Genomic DNA, 16,160 nt, shown 5'->3' on the forward strand with positions numbered 1-16,160 from the left:
CACGCCGGGCCTGCCGGGCCTGCCGGGCCTGCCGGGCCTGCCGGGCCTGCCGGGCCTGCCGGGCCTGCCGGGCCTGCCGCCGCCGGGCCTGCCGGGCCTCCCGCTGTCGGGCCGTCCGCTACGGTCAGCCGCCTCGCGACCGCCACCTGCCGCACACTCTCGACCCCGGCCTGCCCATCCATGTGCGACTTGAGCGGCGGGTCCTGCGCGACCAGGTGGCCGGTACTTTCGCCCAGGGTGACCGATCACCGTGGTGGGTGGCCGGGAGGTGGAGGGTGGGTGGCCGGCACGTAATGTGGGTCGCGTGGCCGGACCCGGGACTCCTCGACGGGCCACGGTGCATGACGTCGCCGCGGCGGCCGGCGTGTCCCGTGGCACGGTCAACCGTGTCCTGAACGGCGGTTACGTGTCGGCCGACGCCCGGACGGCGATCGAGGCCGCCATCGCCATGGTCGGCTACGTGCCGAACACGGCGGCGCGGAACCTGGCGCGCCGGCGGTCGCAGGCCATCGGGTTCATAGCTCTCGAGGACCCGGCGCTGCTGCTGGAGGATCCGAACATCGGCGCGATCATGATCGGCGCCAACGAGGTTCTCTCCCTGGCCGATCAGCAGATGGTCAGCCTGGTCATCGACTCGGACCGCGACACCCAGCGGGTGTCCCGCTATCTCAGCGGCGGCTTCGTCGACGGCGCGATCATCGTCTCGGCGCGCTCGCACGACCCGATCACCCGGTTGATCGCCCAGATCGGCCTCCCGGCCTGCTTCGTCGGTCACCCGCCGGACCTCGACCGCGGCATCCCCTACGTCGGCATCGACAACACCGGCTCGGCGCGCGCGATCACCGAACGCCTCCTGGCCACCGGCCGCCGCCGCATCGGCATGATCGCGGCCGCCCTCGACCGGGACTCGGGCGCGGACCGGCTCACCGGTTTCCGCGAGGCGCTCGGCCCCCACTTCGACCCGGCGCTGGTGGCGGAGATTCCGCTCTACGACTACGCGTACGGCGTGAAGGGCATGCGAGCGCTCCTCGACCGCGAGCCCGGGATCGACGGGGTTTTCGCAGCGTCGGACGCGGTGGCAGCCGGCGCCCTCGAATCGTTGCGCGAAGCGGGCCGCCGAGTGCCCGAAGACGTGGGGATCGTCGGCTTCGACGACAGCTCCTGGGCCCTGCGAACCCAGCCCCCACTCTCCACGGTCCACCAGCCCGCCCGCGACGTCGGCCGCAACGCCGCCGAACTGGTCCTGCTCCAACTCCGCGGCAAGGACCCCGTCCCGGAATGCATCGTTCTCGAATCCCCCGTGGTCTGGCGCCACTCCGCCTGACGGGACGTCACCGTTTGACAAGCAGCGGGATCGTCTCGAGAATTTTCGCGTTCTTCGGAATCTGCGGGAGCTGAGCTCCCTGATCCTGCGCTGAATTGCTGATGGCCCATTCGATCGATCCGGTGTCCTCGGCGCCGGTGACTACCAGGGCGAAAGCGATCTGCCGGGCGGCACCCAGGCTGTCCGGCCCGGGCAGTGGTGTGCGGTGCCGCGGGCCGTCGCAGGAACGACCGGGGTGAGGCTGCGGCCGATCGGCGCGCCGCCGCCGATCGCCGCCGAGATGACGAGCCCGAGGACGGGGGCGTGCAGCGGAGCGCCGTGTGTGAGGAAGCGCCACCTCGTGCGTCACGGCCGTTCGACGGTCGGTCCCGGGGAACTGTTACGCAGAATTCGAGCGAGGTCGGTGGCGCTTGATCGGAATTGCTCGACGGCCTCGATCATCGCCGATTCTGCGGCTTCTCTGGATCTTTTCCGGAAGGCCCGGCGGTCGGCGGCGGGCAGCTCCTGAGATTGCTCCGACGCGGCATTCACCGTGTCGCGATAAATGTCAGATGCGCGTTCCCCGGGCCACAGGTCTTCGAAGCGTTCCGCCAGGACGCCGCGGCCGCGGGTGATGTCCAGGCCAGGAAGGGGCGGGGTGGGGACGAGGTCGCCGGGTGAGCGCAGATAGGCCGCGAGGTCCTCGAGACCGTTGTGCGCGTAGCCGATCTGCCAGCCCGGCCAGGTGCGGGACAGTCCGTCGAGCAGGCCGGCACGGTTCTCGGCGTCGGTGCGCGGGTCCTCGGACCAGGGCTGGTGGGTGAAGAGGAGCAGGCGACGGGTATCCACGTCGAGAAGGGCAGCGCCGTCGCAGGGGGCGTCGCCGAGGTCGCGGGCCGTCAGGGTGTCGATGCGGCGGAGGGTTTCGGCCAGACCTGCCGCGAGTCGTACGTCGAAGGTCAGGCCGTCGCCGGCAGTGGCTTTGACGACGATGCCGGCACGGATCGCGACGTACTGCACCGTGCTACCCATGCGGCCTCATGTGGGGAGGTTACCCGTGGCAATCGTGTGAGCGTTAACATCCGGGCCATGAGCAGTTACGGATCCAAGACGCTTCGGCAGGCGGTGCTTCGCGCCAATCTTATGATTCCGGCGGCGGGGCTGGCCGCTCTGACCTGGGGGAATGTCAGTGGGGTCGATCGGGAGGCGGGGCTTTATCTGATCAAGCCTTCCGGGGTGGCCTACACCGATCTGACCGAGGAGATGCTGGTTCCCGTGGAGCTGGCGACCGGGAAGGTGCTGGGTGGGGAGCTGCGGCCGTCGGTGGACAGCGAGACGCATCGGGCGTTCTATCTGCAGTGGCCGTCGGTCGGTGGGGTGACGCACACGCATTCGACGAACGCGGTGGCGTTCGCTCAGGCCGGGCTTGATATTCCGGTTCTGGGGACGACGCATGCCGATTCGTTCAGCGGGCCGGTCGGGGTGGCCCGGCAGCTGACCCCCGACGAGTGCGCGACCGATTACGAGTTGAACACCGGGAAGGCGCTCATCGAGCTGGTGGGCGGGGATGAGGACGCGGTGGGCATGCCGGGGGCGCTGGCTGCGAACCACGGGCCGTTCACCTGGGGTGCTACGCCGGTGAAGTCGATCGAGTACGCGATCATCATCGAGAAGGTCGCCGAGATGGCGCTCAAGACGCTGGCGCTGAACCCGAACGCGAGCACCCCGGCGCATCTGCAGGAGCGGCACTTCAAGCGTAAGCACGGCCCGGGGGCGTACTACGGCAACGCCGGGGTTCTGCCCTCGTAGAGGTCGAGGTAGGCGCGCTGGAGTTCGGCGGCGTGCGTGCCCAGTCCTGCGGGGTCGGCGGTGTCGTGGCCGACGTCGAAGGACCTCGGGATCTCGTACGCCGCGAGCTTCAGGCCGTTCGCCGTGGCCAGGTCGCCGGGGATCTCGGTGGCGCGGGCCAGGTTGATGTACGTGTCGCCGGCCGAGGTCACCACGGCAACCGACTTGAGGGAAGCGTTGCGGGGGTTCTTCGGATAGTTGCGCGCGATCCGGAGGTATTGCGACAGGGCGGCGTACGAGAAGCCCTGGCTGTTGATGTGATCCGGCAGCAACCTGTTCCCGTAGAGCACCATCAGCGGTTTGATCTGCCACGAAGGGGCCTGGGACGCGGCCGGGGCGTAGAACGGCGAGAGCGTGAGCAGGTGCTTGACCGCGTCCGGGCGGTAGTCGGCGAGCCAGGTGGCCAGGACGCCGCCGCCGGAGATGCCGACCACGCCGACCTCGTCACCCAGGCCGGTCGTCACGGTCAGCGCGTCGTCGGCGTAGTCCACGAGCTCGTCGGCGTGCAGGCCGGTGTGGGCGTTCAGGTCGGTGACGCCGTGGCGGGGGGCGCGGGGCACGAAGACGTTGTAGCCCCGGTCGTAGTAGAGCTGGGCGAGGGCGCCGAACTGGACGGGGCAGTCGGTGTAGCCGTGCAGCATCAGGACAGCTTTGGGCGTACGTTTCTCGTGAAGTAAGGCCTTGGTCCGGCATTCCGGCTGGACCGTCGCGTCGCCGGTGTCCCGGGTGACCTCCTGGGCCGCCCTGGCCTGCGCGTCCGGGAAGGACAGCGTGGCGGCGTCCGCGTGGGTGAGGCGGTCGCTGCCCAGAGGCCAGAGGTAGATCGCGCCGATGGCGAGCACGATCAGGGCCACGAACGCGGCGAGAATGCGGAGCGACCAGCGAAGCATTGATGTCCTCAGGGCAGAAGTGAAACAGGAGTATCACATGCCCCTTCGCGTAGGGTGAAACCGTGCGACTGAACCGCTCCACCGACATCGGCCTGCGCATCCTGATGATGGGAGCGACCCACGACGGCCTGCTGACCATCGACGGTCTGGCCGCATCCCTCGACGTGCCCCGGCATCACCTGGCCAAAGTGGTGCAGCGCCTGCAGCACCTCGGGCTGCTCGACACCGTGCGCGGGCGTAACGGGGGCCTTCGCCTCTCCCCCACGGCCGCGGTGGCGTCGATCGGCGGGATCGTGCGCGACTTCGAGGGTGCCACCGAGGTCGTCGACTGCGACGGCGACCCGGCCGCCCCCTGCCCGTTGCGCAGCGGGTGCCGGCTGCGCGGGGCCCTACGCCGGGCGCAGGAAGCGTTCTACGTCACCCTTGACCCGATCACCGTCGCGGCGCTCACCGAGCCCCCGACCCGGCAGCTCCTGCTGAGCATCGGCTAGACCGGTCCACAGCGGGGGTGGGGCCTCGGTCTCGCCGTCCTTGCGCAGCCAGGCGAGCGCGGCCGGGGTGTCGGCGAAGGTGGGGAACGCGCGTTCCAGCCGCATGGTGTGCAGCACCGTGAGGACCAGCCGCGACGGCGTGGCCAGGCACAACCACCCACCATGGTCCTGCCGGACCTTCTGCCGCACGCGGACCAGCAGGGCCAGGCCTTCGGCATCGACCGTACGCACGGACGAGAGATCCACGATCACGTGCCGCACGGTCCCGCTCGCCGCCGCCGGCAGAGCGCGCAGATCCCCGCCCGGTCCGACCCGGACCACCGCGACCGTTCCTTGCGATTGCTGAAGCACGTCAACGAGCATGCACCCTCGGACGCCCCGGCACGTCATCCGAACGTGGTCAACCTTCTACTTCAAACGTGGTAGGCGCCCGGCCAGGCCGCGGAAGCCGTCCACGATCGACTCAGCACCAAGGACGTTCTCAGGCCGGGATGTGCAGGACCAGGATCGCCGTGTCGTCGCCGGGCCGGCCCTCGCTGTGCCGGGCAACCGCGGCCTCGATGGCCGTGGCCAGGGTCGCCGCGTCCCGGGCAGGGGTCTGCGCGAGCAGGCGCCAGAGCCGGTCGATGCCGAAGAACTCCTGGTCGTACGGGCGGCGGGCCTCGGTCACGCCGTCGGTGTAGAGCAGCAGGCTGTCGCCCGGGTGCAGGACCGTACGCTGGTCGCGTAGGGGCGGGTTGTCGAGCCAGCCCAGGATCAGGCCGTGCCGGCCCAGCGCGCGGACCGTGCCGTCGGCGCGCCGGATCAGGGCCGCGTCGTGGCCGCCGCAGCTGACCCGGACGCTGAAACCGCGCGGGTGCGGGCGCAAGGTCGCATAGACCGCGGTGAGGTACGGCTTGTCGGCCGTCATCCACTCCCTCAGCGCGGTGTTCAGGGTGGCGAGGTTGCGGCTGGGCACGGCGCAGCGGGCCGCCGCCGCCCGCAGCGTGTAGCGGGCGAGGGCGGTCGCCCGCGCTGCCAGGGGCCCTTTGCCGCACACGTCGCCGACCACCGCGGACCAGCTGTCCCCGGTGGAGGCGAAGACGTCGTAGAAGTCGCCGAGCACCTCGTCGCCGCCGGCGCCACGGCGGTAACGGGCGGCGACCTGGACACCGGGGATCTCCGGGAGCGTCGCCGGCAGCAGGCTCTCCTGCAGGGTCTGGGCCAGCGTGTTCGCCTTCTGCGCCGACTGCTCGGCCCGGTCGGCGGCGTTCTGCGCGTCCTCCAGGGCCGTACGCAGGGCGATCTCCCCGGCGGCGGCCCGGGACATGGTCCGCAGCACCTCGACGTCGTGGTCGGTCCACTTGCGGGGCACGGTGTCGACGGCGCAGAAGCTGCCCAGGACGTGACCGTCGGGCGAGAAGACCGGGAACCCGGCCCAGGCCACCACGCCCATCAGGTCGATCGACGGGTTGTCGTACGTCCGCGCGTCGGTGCGGGCGTCCTCGACGATGACCTCCGCGGCCGCCCCGATGACGTACTGACAGAACGACTGCTCGACGGTGTTCTGCCGCTCCGCCGGGTCGGTGGCGGTGATCCCGATGCAGCTCTTCCAGAACGAGCGGTTCTCGTCGACCAGGGTCACGAACGCGAAGGGGGTCCCCAGCAGCGTCGCGGTCAGCCCGGTGAGCCGGTCGAACGGCTCCTCGGCCCCGGTGTCGAGCAGTCCGGTCCGCCGCACCGCGGCCAGCCGCGCCGGGTCGAGAACCTGCGCCGGAACAGGTCGGGCCACCGTCGTCACCCCGATCTGTCGTCTCGCTCGTGCGGCACACCCTACAGCCGCCGCTCAGCGACCCCGGGCCGCCAGATGCGGGCAATGCCCTCGGTACGCCGTAAACTTGGTGACATGATCACCCGCCGTCGGCTCCTGTTCACCGCCGGTTCCGGCGTGCTCGGCGTCGCGTTGCTCGGCAGCTGCTCCGAGACGCCGGAGAACGCAGCGCCTGCGGCAAGCAGCGGCACCACCGGCGGCTGGCAGCGGGTCAACCTGTCGTTCGTCTCGGCCTACCTGCTGATCCGCGGCAACGAGGCGGCGGTGGTCGACCTCGGCACCGAGGGCTCGGCCGACGCGATCGGCTCGGCGCTCACGGCCGCCGGCAGCGGCTGGGGCGAGGTCAAGCACGTCATCCTCACCCACAACCACGGCGACCACGCGGGCGGGCTTGCAGGGGTGGAACCGCAGGTCAACGCCGTTTTCTACGCCGGGGTCGCGGATGTCGCCGGGATCAAGGCGACGAAGTCACCCGTCGGGCTCAAGGACGGCGACGAGGTCTTCGGACTGCAGATCATCGGTACGCCCGGACACACCGCCGGCCACATCAGCGTCTTCGACCCGTCCACCGGCACCCTCGTAGCCGGCGACGCGTTGCGCACCACGGACGGGCTGGCCGGCGCGGACCCCCAGTACACCGCGGATCCCGGGCAGGCTGCGCTGTCCGTACGCAAGCTGTCGGCCCTGCCGGTCACCACGATCCTGCCCGGCCACGGCGACCCCCTCACCACCGGCGCCGCCGAGGCACTGAAGAAGCTGGCGGCCACCCCATGACCGAGCCCCGCCGGCGCAACGCGGCCCGCACCCGCCAACTGCTGCTGGACGCCGCACGACAGCGGTTCGCGCACAACGGCTACGCGGCCACCACCCTGCGCGAGATCGCCGACGACGCGGGCGTCAACATCGCCCTGGTCAGCCGGTATTTCGAGTCGAAGGAGGGCCTGTTCTCGGCGTGCCTGACGCTGGCCGCGGACGAGTTCCGGCGCCGCGCCGAGAACGTACCCCTCGAACGCATCGCCGAGGCCATCGCCGCCCGGATCGGCGACTCGGACCGCACCGGCACCCCGGACCCGATGTTGCTGCTGTTGCTACGGTCATCGGGTGATGCGCGAGCCGACGAGATCCGGCTCGACGTCCTGCGCGGCTACGGCGCCAAACTGGCGGCCGCAACCGGCGCCGACCCGGACGGCGACCCGCAGATGGTGCTCCGCGCCAACATAGTCCTCGCCGCCACCACGGGCATGCTCCTGATGCGGCTGCAGGGTCTGGAACCCCTCGCGTCCGCCACCAAGGAAGACCTGGTCGGGCCGCTACGAGACATGGTCGACGCCCTGCTCTCCGTCCGCACCGTCCCCACCCCGGCTCAATAGAGGAAAGGGACCGGGGGCAGGTCGCCGGTGAGGCCGGTGCCCGGCGAGCGGCCCAGAAGCCAGGCCAGCAGGTCGGTCTCGGATCCTTGAACGGCCCCGGTGTCCAGGGCGATCAAGTGCGGGCCCGGGCGGGCGCGGAACGCGGCGATGACGTCCGCCAGCATGCGGTGGACAAAATCCGGCGGCCAGTCGGCGGGGTGGAATCCGGCGCGCAGGTCGACGTGGTGGATGAGGACTTCGGTGAGGCGGGAGTCGGCGGCGCGGGAGGCGGGGCGTTGCTTGCCGGAGGTCCAGCGGAGGGGGCGGGTCCAGGCTTCGGGTGGCACCGCGTGGTAGGCCGTGGCGAATCGGGCGGCGCTGTCCCGGACGTCATCGGCCAGTTCCGCCGCGGGTCGGGCGTGGCCCGCTTCGATCTCTGCCGCTCGGGCCGCCATGCTGGGGTATTCCGGGGTTTCGACGCCCGTGCGGGCCCAGGTCAGCAGGCGGGTGCCGCCGTCGGCGTTGCGGGCGATGTGGGTGAGCACGTGGCCGCGGGTCCAGCCGGGCAGCAGCGACGGCTCCCGGACGTCCTCGTCCGAGAATGCCGCCGCGGTCCGCAGGAGACTCTCGGTGGCCGCCGAGATTGCTTCAAGCACGAAGGCTTCGCACGTACGCCGTGCCGCGCCCGACCCAGCGGGCCAGTGCCTCGTCGTCCTCGCAGGCCTCGGGGGCCACGGTGATCCACCCCTTCATCGGGGTCTCGCGCATGACGGTCGGGGAGGCGCCGGGCTCGGTGCAGTATCCGTCGAGCTCGGCGGGGTCGACCCGGACCATCAGCCCGCCGACACCGCGCACGGCGACCGCCATCCGGCCCCCGATCAGCATGGCGAGACCGCCGAACATGCGTTTCTCGTCGACCCCGCGCTCGCCGCCGAGCAGGGCCCGCACCCGGTGGGCGAGATCTTCGTCATAGGCCATGGTGCGAGCGTAAAGGTTGCGGATCTGTGGATCCGGTCGGGATCTGGTTGCAAAGGGCGCGCCGGCCGGCGGCCTGCCGATAGTGCCGGTGACCGGCGAGCGCCGGGTAACCACGTCGGGGATCGTACGCAGCGACATCCGCCGTAGTTTCGGGAATGCGACTGCGACCGGGACGGCAACTACTCGCTCTACTCGCAGGGCATCACGGCGCAGAACTACCTGCGGGGCGTGCAGGCCGCCGACAGCAGCGGCTGGGTGAGCTTCACCAGCATCTTCCCGGCGACCTACTCCGGGCGCCGGCCGCACATCCACTTCGAGGTCTACCCGAGCGTCGCCAAGGGCTATGTGTCCACGCTGACCGTCGGGGTCTGACCGGGTTCACACACAGCGGGACTCCATGGTGGACCCGGGTTCTGTACGGTGTTGCGACCGTACCGATCCCGGGGGAACAGAACATGAAGAACGGATTCATATATCGTGCCGCGGCGGGGCTGGCGGCGCTCGCGGCTGCCGTCGCCGCGGTGCCCGTCGTGGCATATGCCGCGCCCGCCAAAGGCGCGCTGGAGGATGCGACCGAATACTCCGTCGAGAGCGGGAAGCCCGAAGGCTCCTCGATGCGGGCCGGATACGTGTCGCGGGCGGTGATCGGGGTGCGGAACAGGGGCACCACGGCGATCCCGGGGCTCGTCGTCGAGATCAACCTCAGGGATGAGAACCTGCGGTTCCCTCGCAAGTACGACAACTGCGTCTTCACCACGGACGGCTCGGCCTGGTGCGAGTTCGCCGACACGATCGCGGCGGGACAGGTGCTGGCGCTGAAGGGGCCGGTCTACGGGGCCGTCCCCGAGCCGGATCCGGCCCACCAGACCAAGTCGACGTTCTTCGACTGGTCCAGCAAGGAATGGGCGGACGCGAAGGGCGGGCTCGAAGCCCTCGCCGGTGCCGGTGCCGTCCGGGGCGACCAGGGCACCCTGGTCCTGGAGCCCGGCTCACCACGGATCGGCTCCTCCATCTCCGAGGGCATCATCCACAACGGCGTCGGGCCGGCCACGGGCCCCACGCCGACGGCTCTGCCGCCGATCCCGCCGTCCGGGCCGGACGGCGCGGAGCTCCTCGCGGTGCACGAGAAGAAGTCCCAGAACGGCAACCCCCGGTGGTCCTACACCGTGGGCCCGGGCCAGCCGCTACCGGGAACGCTGGGTGTCCGTAATCTCGGCAGCGAAACCGTGCACGGGCTCGTCCTCGACGTGCGGTTGTCGGACAACGCGCTGAAGTTCATCCGGCTCGGCGACAACTGCTGGTTCACCCTGGAGGAGAAGCCGGACTCCGCGTGGTGCTCGTTCGACACCGATCTGGCTCCCGGAGCCACGCTGCGGGTCGACGGCGCCATCGGCACCACCATCGCGCCCTACAACGTCGGCGATTACGCCAAGGACCTGCGCTTCCACTGGGTGAGCAAGGAGTGGGCGGACGACAACGGCGGCATCGCGAAGCTGGCGGGCATCGATGCCATCGAGAACACCACGGGCACGAAAGGCACCGCGGCGGCCTTCAAGCTCACGAGCGGGGCGGCGGACCTCGTCGGTACCGTGAGCAGGTCGACCGGTTTTGTGATGCTCTCCTGGCCCCCGACCCCGAACCCGCCGAGCAGCTCCCCGACGACGTCGCCGGCCCCGGCACCGGGCGGTGGCGGCGATGACGGAGAGGCCGGTGGGAGCCTGCCGATCACCGGTTCCCGCACCGCGGTCGTCGCGGGCGCCGGGGTGCTGCTGGTGGCCGCCGGTCTCGCCGGGTTCGTCCTGGCACGACGACGGCGAACCCGTTTCACCGCGTGATCACCTCCGCCGGTGCCGTGGCCGGGCCACGGTGCCGGCGGTCCGCCCGGCGGGGAAGGACACCCCGCTGGGCCGGTCGTTGCGTTCCAGGACGAGCGCCGCTCATCCGTTTACTTGACGGCGCCGCCGGTGATGCCGGAGATGATGCGGCGCTGGGCGAACGTGAAGATGACGACCAGCGGCAGGCTCATCAGGATCACGTAGGCGAAGACCAGGTTCCAGTTGTTCTGGTAGAGGTTGCTGCTGGCCACGGAGTACAGGTTGAGGGGCAGCGTGGTGACGGAGCCGCCGCCGAGGACGAAGAACGAGTAGAAGACGTCGTTCCAGATGTAGAGGCAGATCAGGATAGTGGCGGTGGCGATCACGGGGCGCAGCAGCGGCAGGATCACGCGTACGAAGATCATGAGGGGCTTCGCGCCGTCGATGCGGGCCGCTTCCTCGAGCTCCAGGGGGATCGTGCGGATGAAGCCGGTGATGAAGAAGATGACCAGCGACATGTACATGCCCATGTAGACGCACATCATGCCGAACGGGGTGCTCGCCAGGCCCAGCTGACGCAGGAGCAGGACGATGGTCACCACCGCGGGTGGCAGGATGATGCCGCTGATCGCGGCTGAGTACAGAATTGACACGGTACGCCCGGAGCGGCGCGCCAGCACCCACGAGGCGAGCGATCCGAACACCAGCACGCCCACGACCGCCGGCACCATCACCAGCAGGCTGCCGAACAACGCCCACGGCACGTCGCCCTGGGTGAACGCCTTCGAGTAGTTGTCGGCGATGTGCCACGACGACGGCAGCGACAGGTCGGGGATGTTCGCCTCGCCCTGCGACTTCGCCGAGGTGACCAGCGCCAGGTAGAGCGGGATGCCGATCACGACGACCAGCAGGATCACCACCACGGCCGGCTGGAGTACTCGCTTCCACAACGCGGAGCCGTTCACAGCACACGCTCCCTCTTGCGCAGGTAGCCGATGACCGGGAAGGCCAGCACCGTGACCACCAGGAACAGCACCAGGCTCATCGTGGTGGCCTGGGCGAACAGGCCGTTGCCGTAGACCTTGAAGATGTAGATGTCGAGGACCTCGGTCTTCTGCGCCGGTCCGCCACCGGTGGTGGACAGGATCGTGTCGAAGCCGTTGAACGAGCCGAGCAGCGCCGTCGCCACGTTGAACGTGATCGCGGGGGCCAGCAGCGGGAAGCGGATGTCGCGGAACGTCTTCCACACCCCGGCGCCGTCGATCCGGGCCGCCTCCAGGACGTCCTCGGAGATGGTCTTGAGGCCGGCCAGGTAGATGACCATCGCCAGCCCCATCCACTTCCAGGAGTTGACGAACGCGACCACGACGATTGTCCAGGTCGTGCTGCCGAGCCACGGGATCGTGACCGGGTGCCCGCTGATCCCGCCGAGCAGGCCGTTGAGGGCGCCGTCCGGCTTGAGCAGGGCCTGGAAGATGTAGCCGACGGCGAGCGCGGACATCAGCACGGGCAGGAAGACGATGACCCGGGCGAAACGGTTGAGCCGGGTGTCGCGTTCGAGCAGCAGGGCCAGGCCGAGACCGAAGCCGTTCTGCATGATGGCGACGAGGACGGCGTAGACGACGGTGATCCCGAGTGAGGACACCAGCGCGCCGTTGCTCAGGACGGCGCGGAAGTTGGCCAGGCCCACGCCCGCGATGTCGTTGTGGAACGCCGACCAGTTCGTGAACGCGTAGATGAAGTTGAACAGGGTCGGGACGAAGAAGAAGACGAGCAGGATGGCGAAGGCGGGGGCCAGGAACCACGTGGGGTAGAGCCCCGCGGCCCGCGAGTGGCGCACCTTGCGCTCCGGCTCGCGCCGCGCCGGTGCGGACACCGGCGCGGCGGAGGTGGTGGCTGTCATTGTCAGAACCCTTCGACCCCGAGGGCCTGGGCCAGCTGGGCGAACTGCGCCTGGGTGGTGGAGGCGACCTGCTGCGGGGTCATCGTGCCGTTGACCATGTTCGCCAGGTTGACATAGAAGTCGGGGTTGACGGCGGCGTTCTGCTGCATCGACCCGGCAGCGCCGTCCAGGGCGGCCGAGGCTGCCTTGGCGACGTCGGGCACGGTGGCGGGGCTCTCCACGGACGGCTCGATCGAGACGGCGTTGGCCTGCTTGATGTAGTCGGCGTAGCCGGTCTGCAGCCAGAACTCGAGGAACTGGCGGGCCGCGGCCTCGCGCTTGGCGTCACCGGTCTTCATCGCGACCAGCGCGTTGTCGCCACCGGGCACCACGGTGGCGGTGGTGCCGTCCTTGGAGATCGGGAACCAGCCGATCTTGCTGTTGATCGTGGCCGTGTCGGCGGTCGACTGCAGCAGCGACGTGAAGGAGGTCAGCTGCAGCACCGTGGCGGCCTTGCCGCTGAGCAGCGCCGGGCCGGACTCCGTGTACTTCGAGGTCTTGTTGTCGGCGTTGAACAGGCCGTCGTCGTTCATCTTCTTGAACGTGGTGATCGCGTCGAGGATCGTCGGGTCGGTGAACTTCTCCTTGTTGCTGTTCACCTTGTCCCACAGGCCCGCCTTGGACTGCTCGGCGAGCAGCACCTGCGGCCACCACTGGGTCGGCCACTGGTCACCGGCGGCGCCGAAGAAGGGCGCCGTACCCGTCGCCTTGATCTTGCCGGCGTCGGTGAGCAGCTCCTGGAAGTTCTTCGGGTCCGCCGTGATGCCGGCCTTGGCGAAGGCGTCCTTGTTGTAGAAGATGCCCAGCGTGGAGGGCACGTTGACGAACGCGGCGTAGTGCTTGCCGTCGACCAGGCCGAGCTGCTGCACCGCGGGTGTCTGCTGCGCCAGCCACGGGGCGCCGTCGAGCACCTGCAGGCCGGTCGCCGGTTTGAGCAGGGCCAGCTCACTGCCGGTCGGCTGCCAGGTGGCCAGGTCGGGCTTGGCGCCGGTGGCGAGCTTGGTCGGCGCGTTGGTCTCGTACACATCCGGGATGATGACCTTGTTGATCTTCGCCCCGGTCTTCTCCTCGAACGCCTTGATCACGGAGTCGGCCATGGTCGCGGTCTGCGTGGCGGTCCAGTAGGTCAGGGTCACACCGGACAGGCTCGCCGTCGGGTCGGGCCAGGTGACGGCGGCGTCCGAGCCGCTGGGGGTCTCCGGGTTGCCCGCCGAGCAGCCGGCCAGCAGCGCCGCGACACCCGCGGCCGCGATCGCGGCCCGGTAAAGACGTGATGCACTCATAGCTGGTTCTCCAAGTCCGAGATCGGGTCGAGGCGGAACAGGCGGGCGGCCGGTCCGGCCCCCGGGGAAAACGTCAGACGTCCGGCCTGGGCATCCCACTGCGGGTCCCAGTCGGTCAAGCTCTCGGGATATTCGGTACGCACAACGAGCGCGCTGCCCTTTTCGTGGGTGAGGTCGAGGGTCTTCACCGTGGGGGCATCGCCGCGCCACCACACGGCCAGGTAGGTGCTCTCCGGGGTACGCAGGCCCAGCACCACCAGGTCGTCCTCCCAACCGGGCAGCCCCACCGGCCAGAACGGCACCGAGCGGGCGACGTCCCCGCGGATCCGCTGGTGGACCTGCACCGCGTCCCGGATGAGGCCGACCTCGCGTTCGCCCATCTGGTTCAGGTAGCCGGAGAGGTAGAGCCGCCCCGCCAGCCCGTTCACCATGGTGAACGCGATCTCCTCGTCGGACTGGCCCGCCTCGGGGTAGGCCCAGTTACCGGCCTGCTCGGGGAGCATCGTCGCGGGCGCCGCCGCCGCGATCGCCGCGTACAGCCGGAAGTCCTGCTGATCCGAGGTCGACTGCAGTTGCAACCGCGACAGCAGCGCGTAGTCGGCGCGCATGGCACCGGACGCGCAGTTCTCGAAGATCACGTCGGGGTGCCGGTCGAGCACGCCGTCGAGCCACTCGAGGTGCGCCCGGTTGTGGCCGAGCAGGCCCTCGCCGGGTTGCAGCGCGTCCCGGTCGGTGCCGGGCCCCGGGGTCACGTTGTAGTCGAGCTTGAAGTAGCGCGCGCCGTAGTCGTTGACCAGCCGGTCCACCACCTCGTCGAGGTGCGCGCGGGCCGCCGGGTGCCGCAGGTCGAGCAGGTAGCGGGAGTGTTCGACGACCCGTTCGCCGTGGCGGCTGAGGAATGCCTCCGGCGGGAGCTTGTCCGCGATCGGGCTGCGGACGCCCACCACCTCGGGCTCGAGCCACAGGCCGGGCTGCATGCCCGCGGCCCGGATGTGGTCGAGGACCTTGCGCAGGCCGCCGTCGGGGAACCGGCCGGTCGACGGCTCCCACTCGCCGACGCTGTCCCACCAGTGGCCGCCGTCGTCGTACCAGCCGGCGTCGATGCAGAAGTACTCCGCGCCGATCGCCGCGGCGGCGTCGATCAGGGGCAGCAGGCGCTCGGTGGTCGGATCGCCCATCAGCGTGTTCATGTAGTCGTTGAAGATCAGCGGCAGGCCCGCGTCGGCGGCGTGCGGCCTTCTGCTCGCCCGGCGCTGGTGGGTCAGGGCCGCGATCGCGCCCTGGTAACCCTCGTCGGAGACCGCCACCGAGACGGGGACGCTGACAAAACGCTCGCCGGGGGCCAGGCGGGTGGCCCACTGGTGGTCGCCGTCGGTGGGGCCGGTGACGATCAGCGCGTACGCGTCCGGCGCGTCCCGGCGTCCGTCGACCTCCCAGCGCCACGCGCCGTTGTGCTCGATCTGCCAGGCCCAGGCTCTGCCCGTACGCGTATCAGCCAGCACCCCCACCGGCACGAACTCCCCCGACGACCAGGTGCTCTTGACCGCCGTGACGTGCGAGCCCCGCCCGTCGTGGCCGTGCAGCACGCTGTTGATGTCGGCGAGCCCGTCGGCGCCGCGCAGCGGGATCGTGACCCAGCGGCCCTCGGCGCACCAGTCGGCCCGGGCCCGCATGAGCACCATGTCGGCCGGATCATCGCCGGGCCCGGCGGGGTTCTCGGCAGGGCTCTCGGCAGGGCTCTCGGCAGGGCTCTCGGCAGGGCTCTCGGCCGGGCTCTCGGCCGGGCTCTCGGCCGGGCTCTCGGCCGGGCTCTCGGCCGGGCTCTCGGCGGCGAACGAGGAGACCATCTGCAGGATCCGGGATGCGGTGCCGGTGTTCTCGACCTCGGTCCAGGTGCGGAACGCCGCGATCCCCGCCTCGGCCTGGAACACCGAGGTCACCTCGATGCCGGTCTGCGGGTCGCGCTGGCGGATCCGCAGCTCACCGTCGGTCTGGTCGGAACCGGTGTAGCGCAACCGGTTGCCGACGGCCGTGTTGCTGAACCGCAGGTTGGAGAGCGAGTGGCCCTCCCCCAGGGTCAGCACCTCCACGAGTGGCTGGAGCCGGTGCTGCGGATCGGGGCCGGCCGCCGCGGTGCCCAGCGCCGCGATCCGGGCCGGGGCGTCCGCGGGGGTCTCCACGACCAGGCTCAGTGCGCCGGGAGACCAGTGAATGAACGTGCTCGTCATGACAACCCTTCGACCGAGAAGCAGGTCAGCGTGCCTACAGGCCCATGAAAACGTTTATCAGAGTTTGTTACAAGAGTTTTTCCGGAAGTCGCCTGATAACGTTTTCATCACGCCCCCCGTGACCTGCGTCTCCCCCTCACGGTGACCCGCGCCTCGCCCCACCTCCCCCGGGCCCCACCTCGCCCGACCCACCTCCCCCGGACCCACCTCACCCCCCCGACGCA

18 protein-coding genes are annotated in these 16,160 nt (G+C 70.2%); 7 read left to right on the forward strand and 11 right to left on the reverse strand.

The genetic code is table 11. The annotated features are described in order from the left end of the window. Positions 1–304 precede the first annotated feature (304 nt). Positions 305–1,324: a LacI family DNA-binding transcriptional regulator gene (locus Ahu01nite_RS32175; protein ID WP_203840456.1), complete on the forward strand. Its 1,020-nt coding sequence runs from the start codon at positions 305–307 to the stop codon at positions 1,322–1,324. A gap of 7 nt (positions 1,325–1,331) precedes the next feature. On the opposite strand, the gene Ahu01nite_RS32180 is transcribed toward Ahu01nite_RS32175, so the two are convergent. After that, complete coding sequence (locus Ahu01nite_RS32180; RefSeq protein WP_203840457.1) at positions 1,332–1,673, reverse strand: hypothetical protein; 342 nt, start codon at positions 1,671–1,673, stop codon at positions 1,332–1,334. Next, on the reverse strand, positions 1,670–2,335 hold the full coding sequence (locus Ahu01nite_RS32185) for a hypothetical protein (RefSeq protein ID WP_203840458.1): 666 nt from the start codon (positions 2,333–2,335) through the stop codon (positions 1,670–1,672). Before Ahu01nite_RS32185 ends, Ahu01nite_RS32180 begins: the two co-directional genes overlap by 4 nt. Before the next feature lie 57 nt (positions 2,336–2,392). On the opposite strand from Ahu01nite_RS32185, the gene araD reads away from it, so the two are divergent. Then, on the forward strand, positions 2,393–3,112 hold the full coding sequence (gene araD, locus Ahu01nite_RS32190) for an L-ribulose-5-phosphate 4-epimerase AraD (protein WP_203840459.1): 720 nt from the start codon (positions 2,393–2,395) through the stop codon (positions 3,110–3,112). On the opposite strand, the gene Ahu01nite_RS32195 is transcribed toward araD, so the two are convergent. Continuing rightward, the gene (locus tag Ahu01nite_RS32195) at positions 3,082–4,041 is read right to left on the reverse strand and encodes an alpha/beta fold hydrolase (RefSeq protein ID WP_203840460.1); all 960 of its coding nucleotides are present in this window, start codon (positions 4,039–4,041) and stop codon (positions 3,082–3,084) included. The genes araD and Ahu01nite_RS32195 overlap by 31 nt on opposite strands. A 62-nt stretch (positions 4,042–4,103) precedes the next feature. Between Ahu01nite_RS32195 and Ahu01nite_RS32200 the strand changes: the two genes are divergently transcribed. After that, positions 4,104–4,532 (forward strand): RrF2 family transcriptional regulator, encoded by a 429-nt coding sequence (locus tag Ahu01nite_RS32200; RefSeq protein WP_203840461.1) that lies wholly within the window; start codon positions 4,104–4,106, stop codon positions 4,530–4,532. On the opposite strand, the gene Ahu01nite_RS51895 is transcribed toward Ahu01nite_RS32200, so the two are convergent. Together Ahu01nite_RS51895 and Ahu01nite_RS32210 are read right to left on the reverse strand one after the other, a co-directional pair. Beyond that, entirely contained in the window at positions 4,431–4,883 is a 453-nt protein-coding gene (locus Ahu01nite_RS51895; RefSeq protein ID WP_438874847.1) for an STAS domain-containing protein, read from the reverse strand. The genes Ahu01nite_RS32200 and Ahu01nite_RS51895 overlap by 102 nt on opposite strands. A 130-nt stretch (positions 4,884–5,013) precedes the next feature. Next, the gene (locus Ahu01nite_RS32210; RefSeq protein ID WP_203840463.1) at positions 5,014–6,303 is read right to left on the reverse strand and encodes a PP2C family protein-serine/threonine phosphatase; all 1,290 of its coding nucleotides are present in this window, start codon (positions 6,301–6,303) and stop codon (positions 5,014–5,016) included. 114 nt (positions 6,304–6,417) lie between these two features. Between Ahu01nite_RS32210 and Ahu01nite_RS32215 the strand changes: the two genes are divergently transcribed. Beyond that, positions 6,418–7,116: an MBL fold metallo-hydrolase gene (locus Ahu01nite_RS32215; protein ID WP_203840464.1), complete on the forward strand. Its 699-nt coding sequence runs from the start codon at positions 6,418–6,420 to the stop codon at positions 7,114–7,116. Further along, the gene (locus tag Ahu01nite_RS32220) at positions 7,113–7,712 is read left to right on the forward strand and encodes a TetR/AcrR family transcriptional regulator (protein ID WP_203840465.1); all 600 of its coding nucleotides are present in this window, start codon (positions 7,113–7,115) and stop codon (positions 7,710–7,712) included. Before Ahu01nite_RS32215 ends, Ahu01nite_RS32220 begins: the two co-directional genes overlap by 4 nt. On the opposite strand, the gene Ahu01nite_RS32225 is transcribed toward Ahu01nite_RS32220, so the two are convergent. Together Ahu01nite_RS32225 and Ahu01nite_RS32230 are read right to left on the reverse strand one after the other, a co-directional pair. Continuing rightward, complete coding sequence (locus Ahu01nite_RS32225; protein ID WP_203840466.1) at positions 7,706–8,347, reverse strand: maleylpyruvate isomerase family mycothiol-dependent enzyme; 642 nt, start codon at positions 8,345–8,347, stop codon at positions 7,706–7,708. The genes Ahu01nite_RS32220 and Ahu01nite_RS32225 overlap by 7 nt on opposite strands. Continuing rightward, on the reverse strand, positions 8,340–8,669 hold the full coding sequence (locus Ahu01nite_RS32230) for a TfoX/Sxy family protein (protein ID WP_203840467.1): 330 nt from the start codon (positions 8,667–8,669) through the stop codon (positions 8,340–8,342). Before Ahu01nite_RS32230 ends, Ahu01nite_RS32225 begins: the two co-directional genes overlap by 8 nt. Positions 8,670–8,897: 228 nt before the next feature. On the opposite strand from Ahu01nite_RS32230, the gene Ahu01nite_RS51710 reads away from it, so the two are divergent. Further along, positions 8,898–9,041: a hypothetical protein gene (locus Ahu01nite_RS51710; RefSeq protein WP_307794620.1), complete on the forward strand. Its 144-nt coding sequence runs from the start codon at positions 8,898–8,900 to the stop codon at positions 9,039–9,041. A gap of 83 nt (positions 9,042–9,124) precedes the next feature. Next, positions 9,125–10,504, forward strand: coding sequence for an LPXTG cell wall anchor domain-containing protein (locus tag Ahu01nite_RS32240; RefSeq protein ID WP_203840468.1), 1,380 nt, complete (start codon positions 9,125–9,127; stop codon positions 10,502–10,504). A 110-nt stretch (positions 10,505–10,614) separates the two neighbouring features. Here the strand turns inward: Ahu01nite_RS32240 and Ahu01nite_RS32245 are convergent, their stop codons facing one another. Genes Ahu01nite_RS32245 through Ahu01nite_RS32260 form a run of 4 tightly spaced genes read right to left on the reverse strand, consistent with a single transcriptional unit; the run spans position 10,615 to position 15,936 of the window. Next, positions 10,615–11,448, reverse strand: coding sequence for a carbohydrate ABC transporter permease (locus Ahu01nite_RS32245; protein WP_203840469.1), 834 nt, complete (start codon positions 11,446–11,448; stop codon positions 10,615–10,617). Beyond that, complete coding sequence (locus Ahu01nite_RS32250) at positions 11,445–12,386, reverse strand: carbohydrate ABC transporter permease (protein WP_203840470.1); 942 nt, start codon at positions 12,384–12,386, stop codon at positions 11,445–11,447. Before Ahu01nite_RS32250 ends, Ahu01nite_RS32245 begins: the two co-directional genes overlap by 4 nt. A 2-nt stretch (positions 12,387–12,388) precedes the next feature. After that, positions 12,389–13,708: an ABC transporter substrate-binding protein gene (locus Ahu01nite_RS32255; protein WP_203840471.1), complete on the reverse strand. Its 1,320-nt coding sequence runs from the start codon at positions 13,706–13,708 to the stop codon at positions 12,389–12,391. Next, a complete protein-coding gene (locus tag Ahu01nite_RS32260; RefSeq protein WP_239159313.1) occupies positions 13,705–15,936 on the reverse strand; it encodes a glycoside hydrolase family 36 protein in 2,232 nt (743 codons plus the stop codon). Before Ahu01nite_RS32260 ends, Ahu01nite_RS32255 begins: the two co-directional genes overlap by 4 nt. Positions 15,937–16,160: the final 224 nt, after the last annotated feature.

The sequence above is a fragment of the Winogradskya humida genome, from assembly GCF_016862215.1.
GTDB classification, from domain to species: domain Bacteria; phylum Actinomycetota; class Actinomycetes; order Mycobacteriales; family Micromonosporaceae; genus Actinoplanes; species Actinoplanes humidus.

Bases quoted from the DNA above. Each gene is read 5' to 3' on its own strand.
- Ahu01nite_RS32230 (WP_203840467.1), bottom strand. From the start codon at position 8,669: ATGGCCTATGACGAAGATCTCGCCCACCGGGTGCGGGCCCTGCTCGGC.
- Ahu01nite_RS32260 (WP_239159313.1), bottom strand. From the start codon at position 15,936: ATGACGAGCACGTTCATTCACTGGTCTCCCGGCGCACTGAGCCTGGTC.
- Ahu01nite_RS32215 (WP_203840464.1), top strand. From the start codon at position 6,418: ATGATCACCCGCCGTCGGCTCCTGTTCACCGCCGGTTCCGGCGTGCTC.
- Ahu01nite_RS32220 (WP_203840465.1), top strand. From the start codon at position 7,113: ATGACCGAGCCCCGCCGGCGCAACGCGGCCCGCACCCGCCAACTGCTG.
- Ahu01nite_RS32195 (WP_203840460.1), bottom strand. From the start codon at position 4,041: ATGCTTCGCTGGTCGCTCCGCATTCTCGCCGCGTTCGTGGCCCTGATC.
- araD (WP_203840459.1), top strand. From the start codon at position 2,393: ATGAGCAGTTACGGATCCAAGACGCTTCGGCAGGCGGTGCTTCGCGCC.
- Ahu01nite_RS32240 (WP_203840468.1), top strand. From the start codon at position 9,125: ATGAAGAACGGATTCATATATCGTGCCGCGGCGGGGCTGGCGGCGCTC.
- Ahu01nite_RS32250 (WP_203840470.1), bottom strand. From the start codon at position 12,386: ATGACAGCCACCACCTCCGCCGCGCCGGTGTCCGCACCGGCGCGGCGC.
- Ahu01nite_RS32255 (WP_203840471.1), bottom strand. From the start codon at position 13,708: ATGAGTGCATCACGTCTTTACCGGGCCGCGATCGCGGCCGCGGGTGTC.
- Ahu01nite_RS32185 (WP_203840458.1), bottom strand. From the start codon at position 2,335: ATGGGTAGCACGGTGCAGTACGTCGCGATCCGTGCCGGCATCGTCGTC.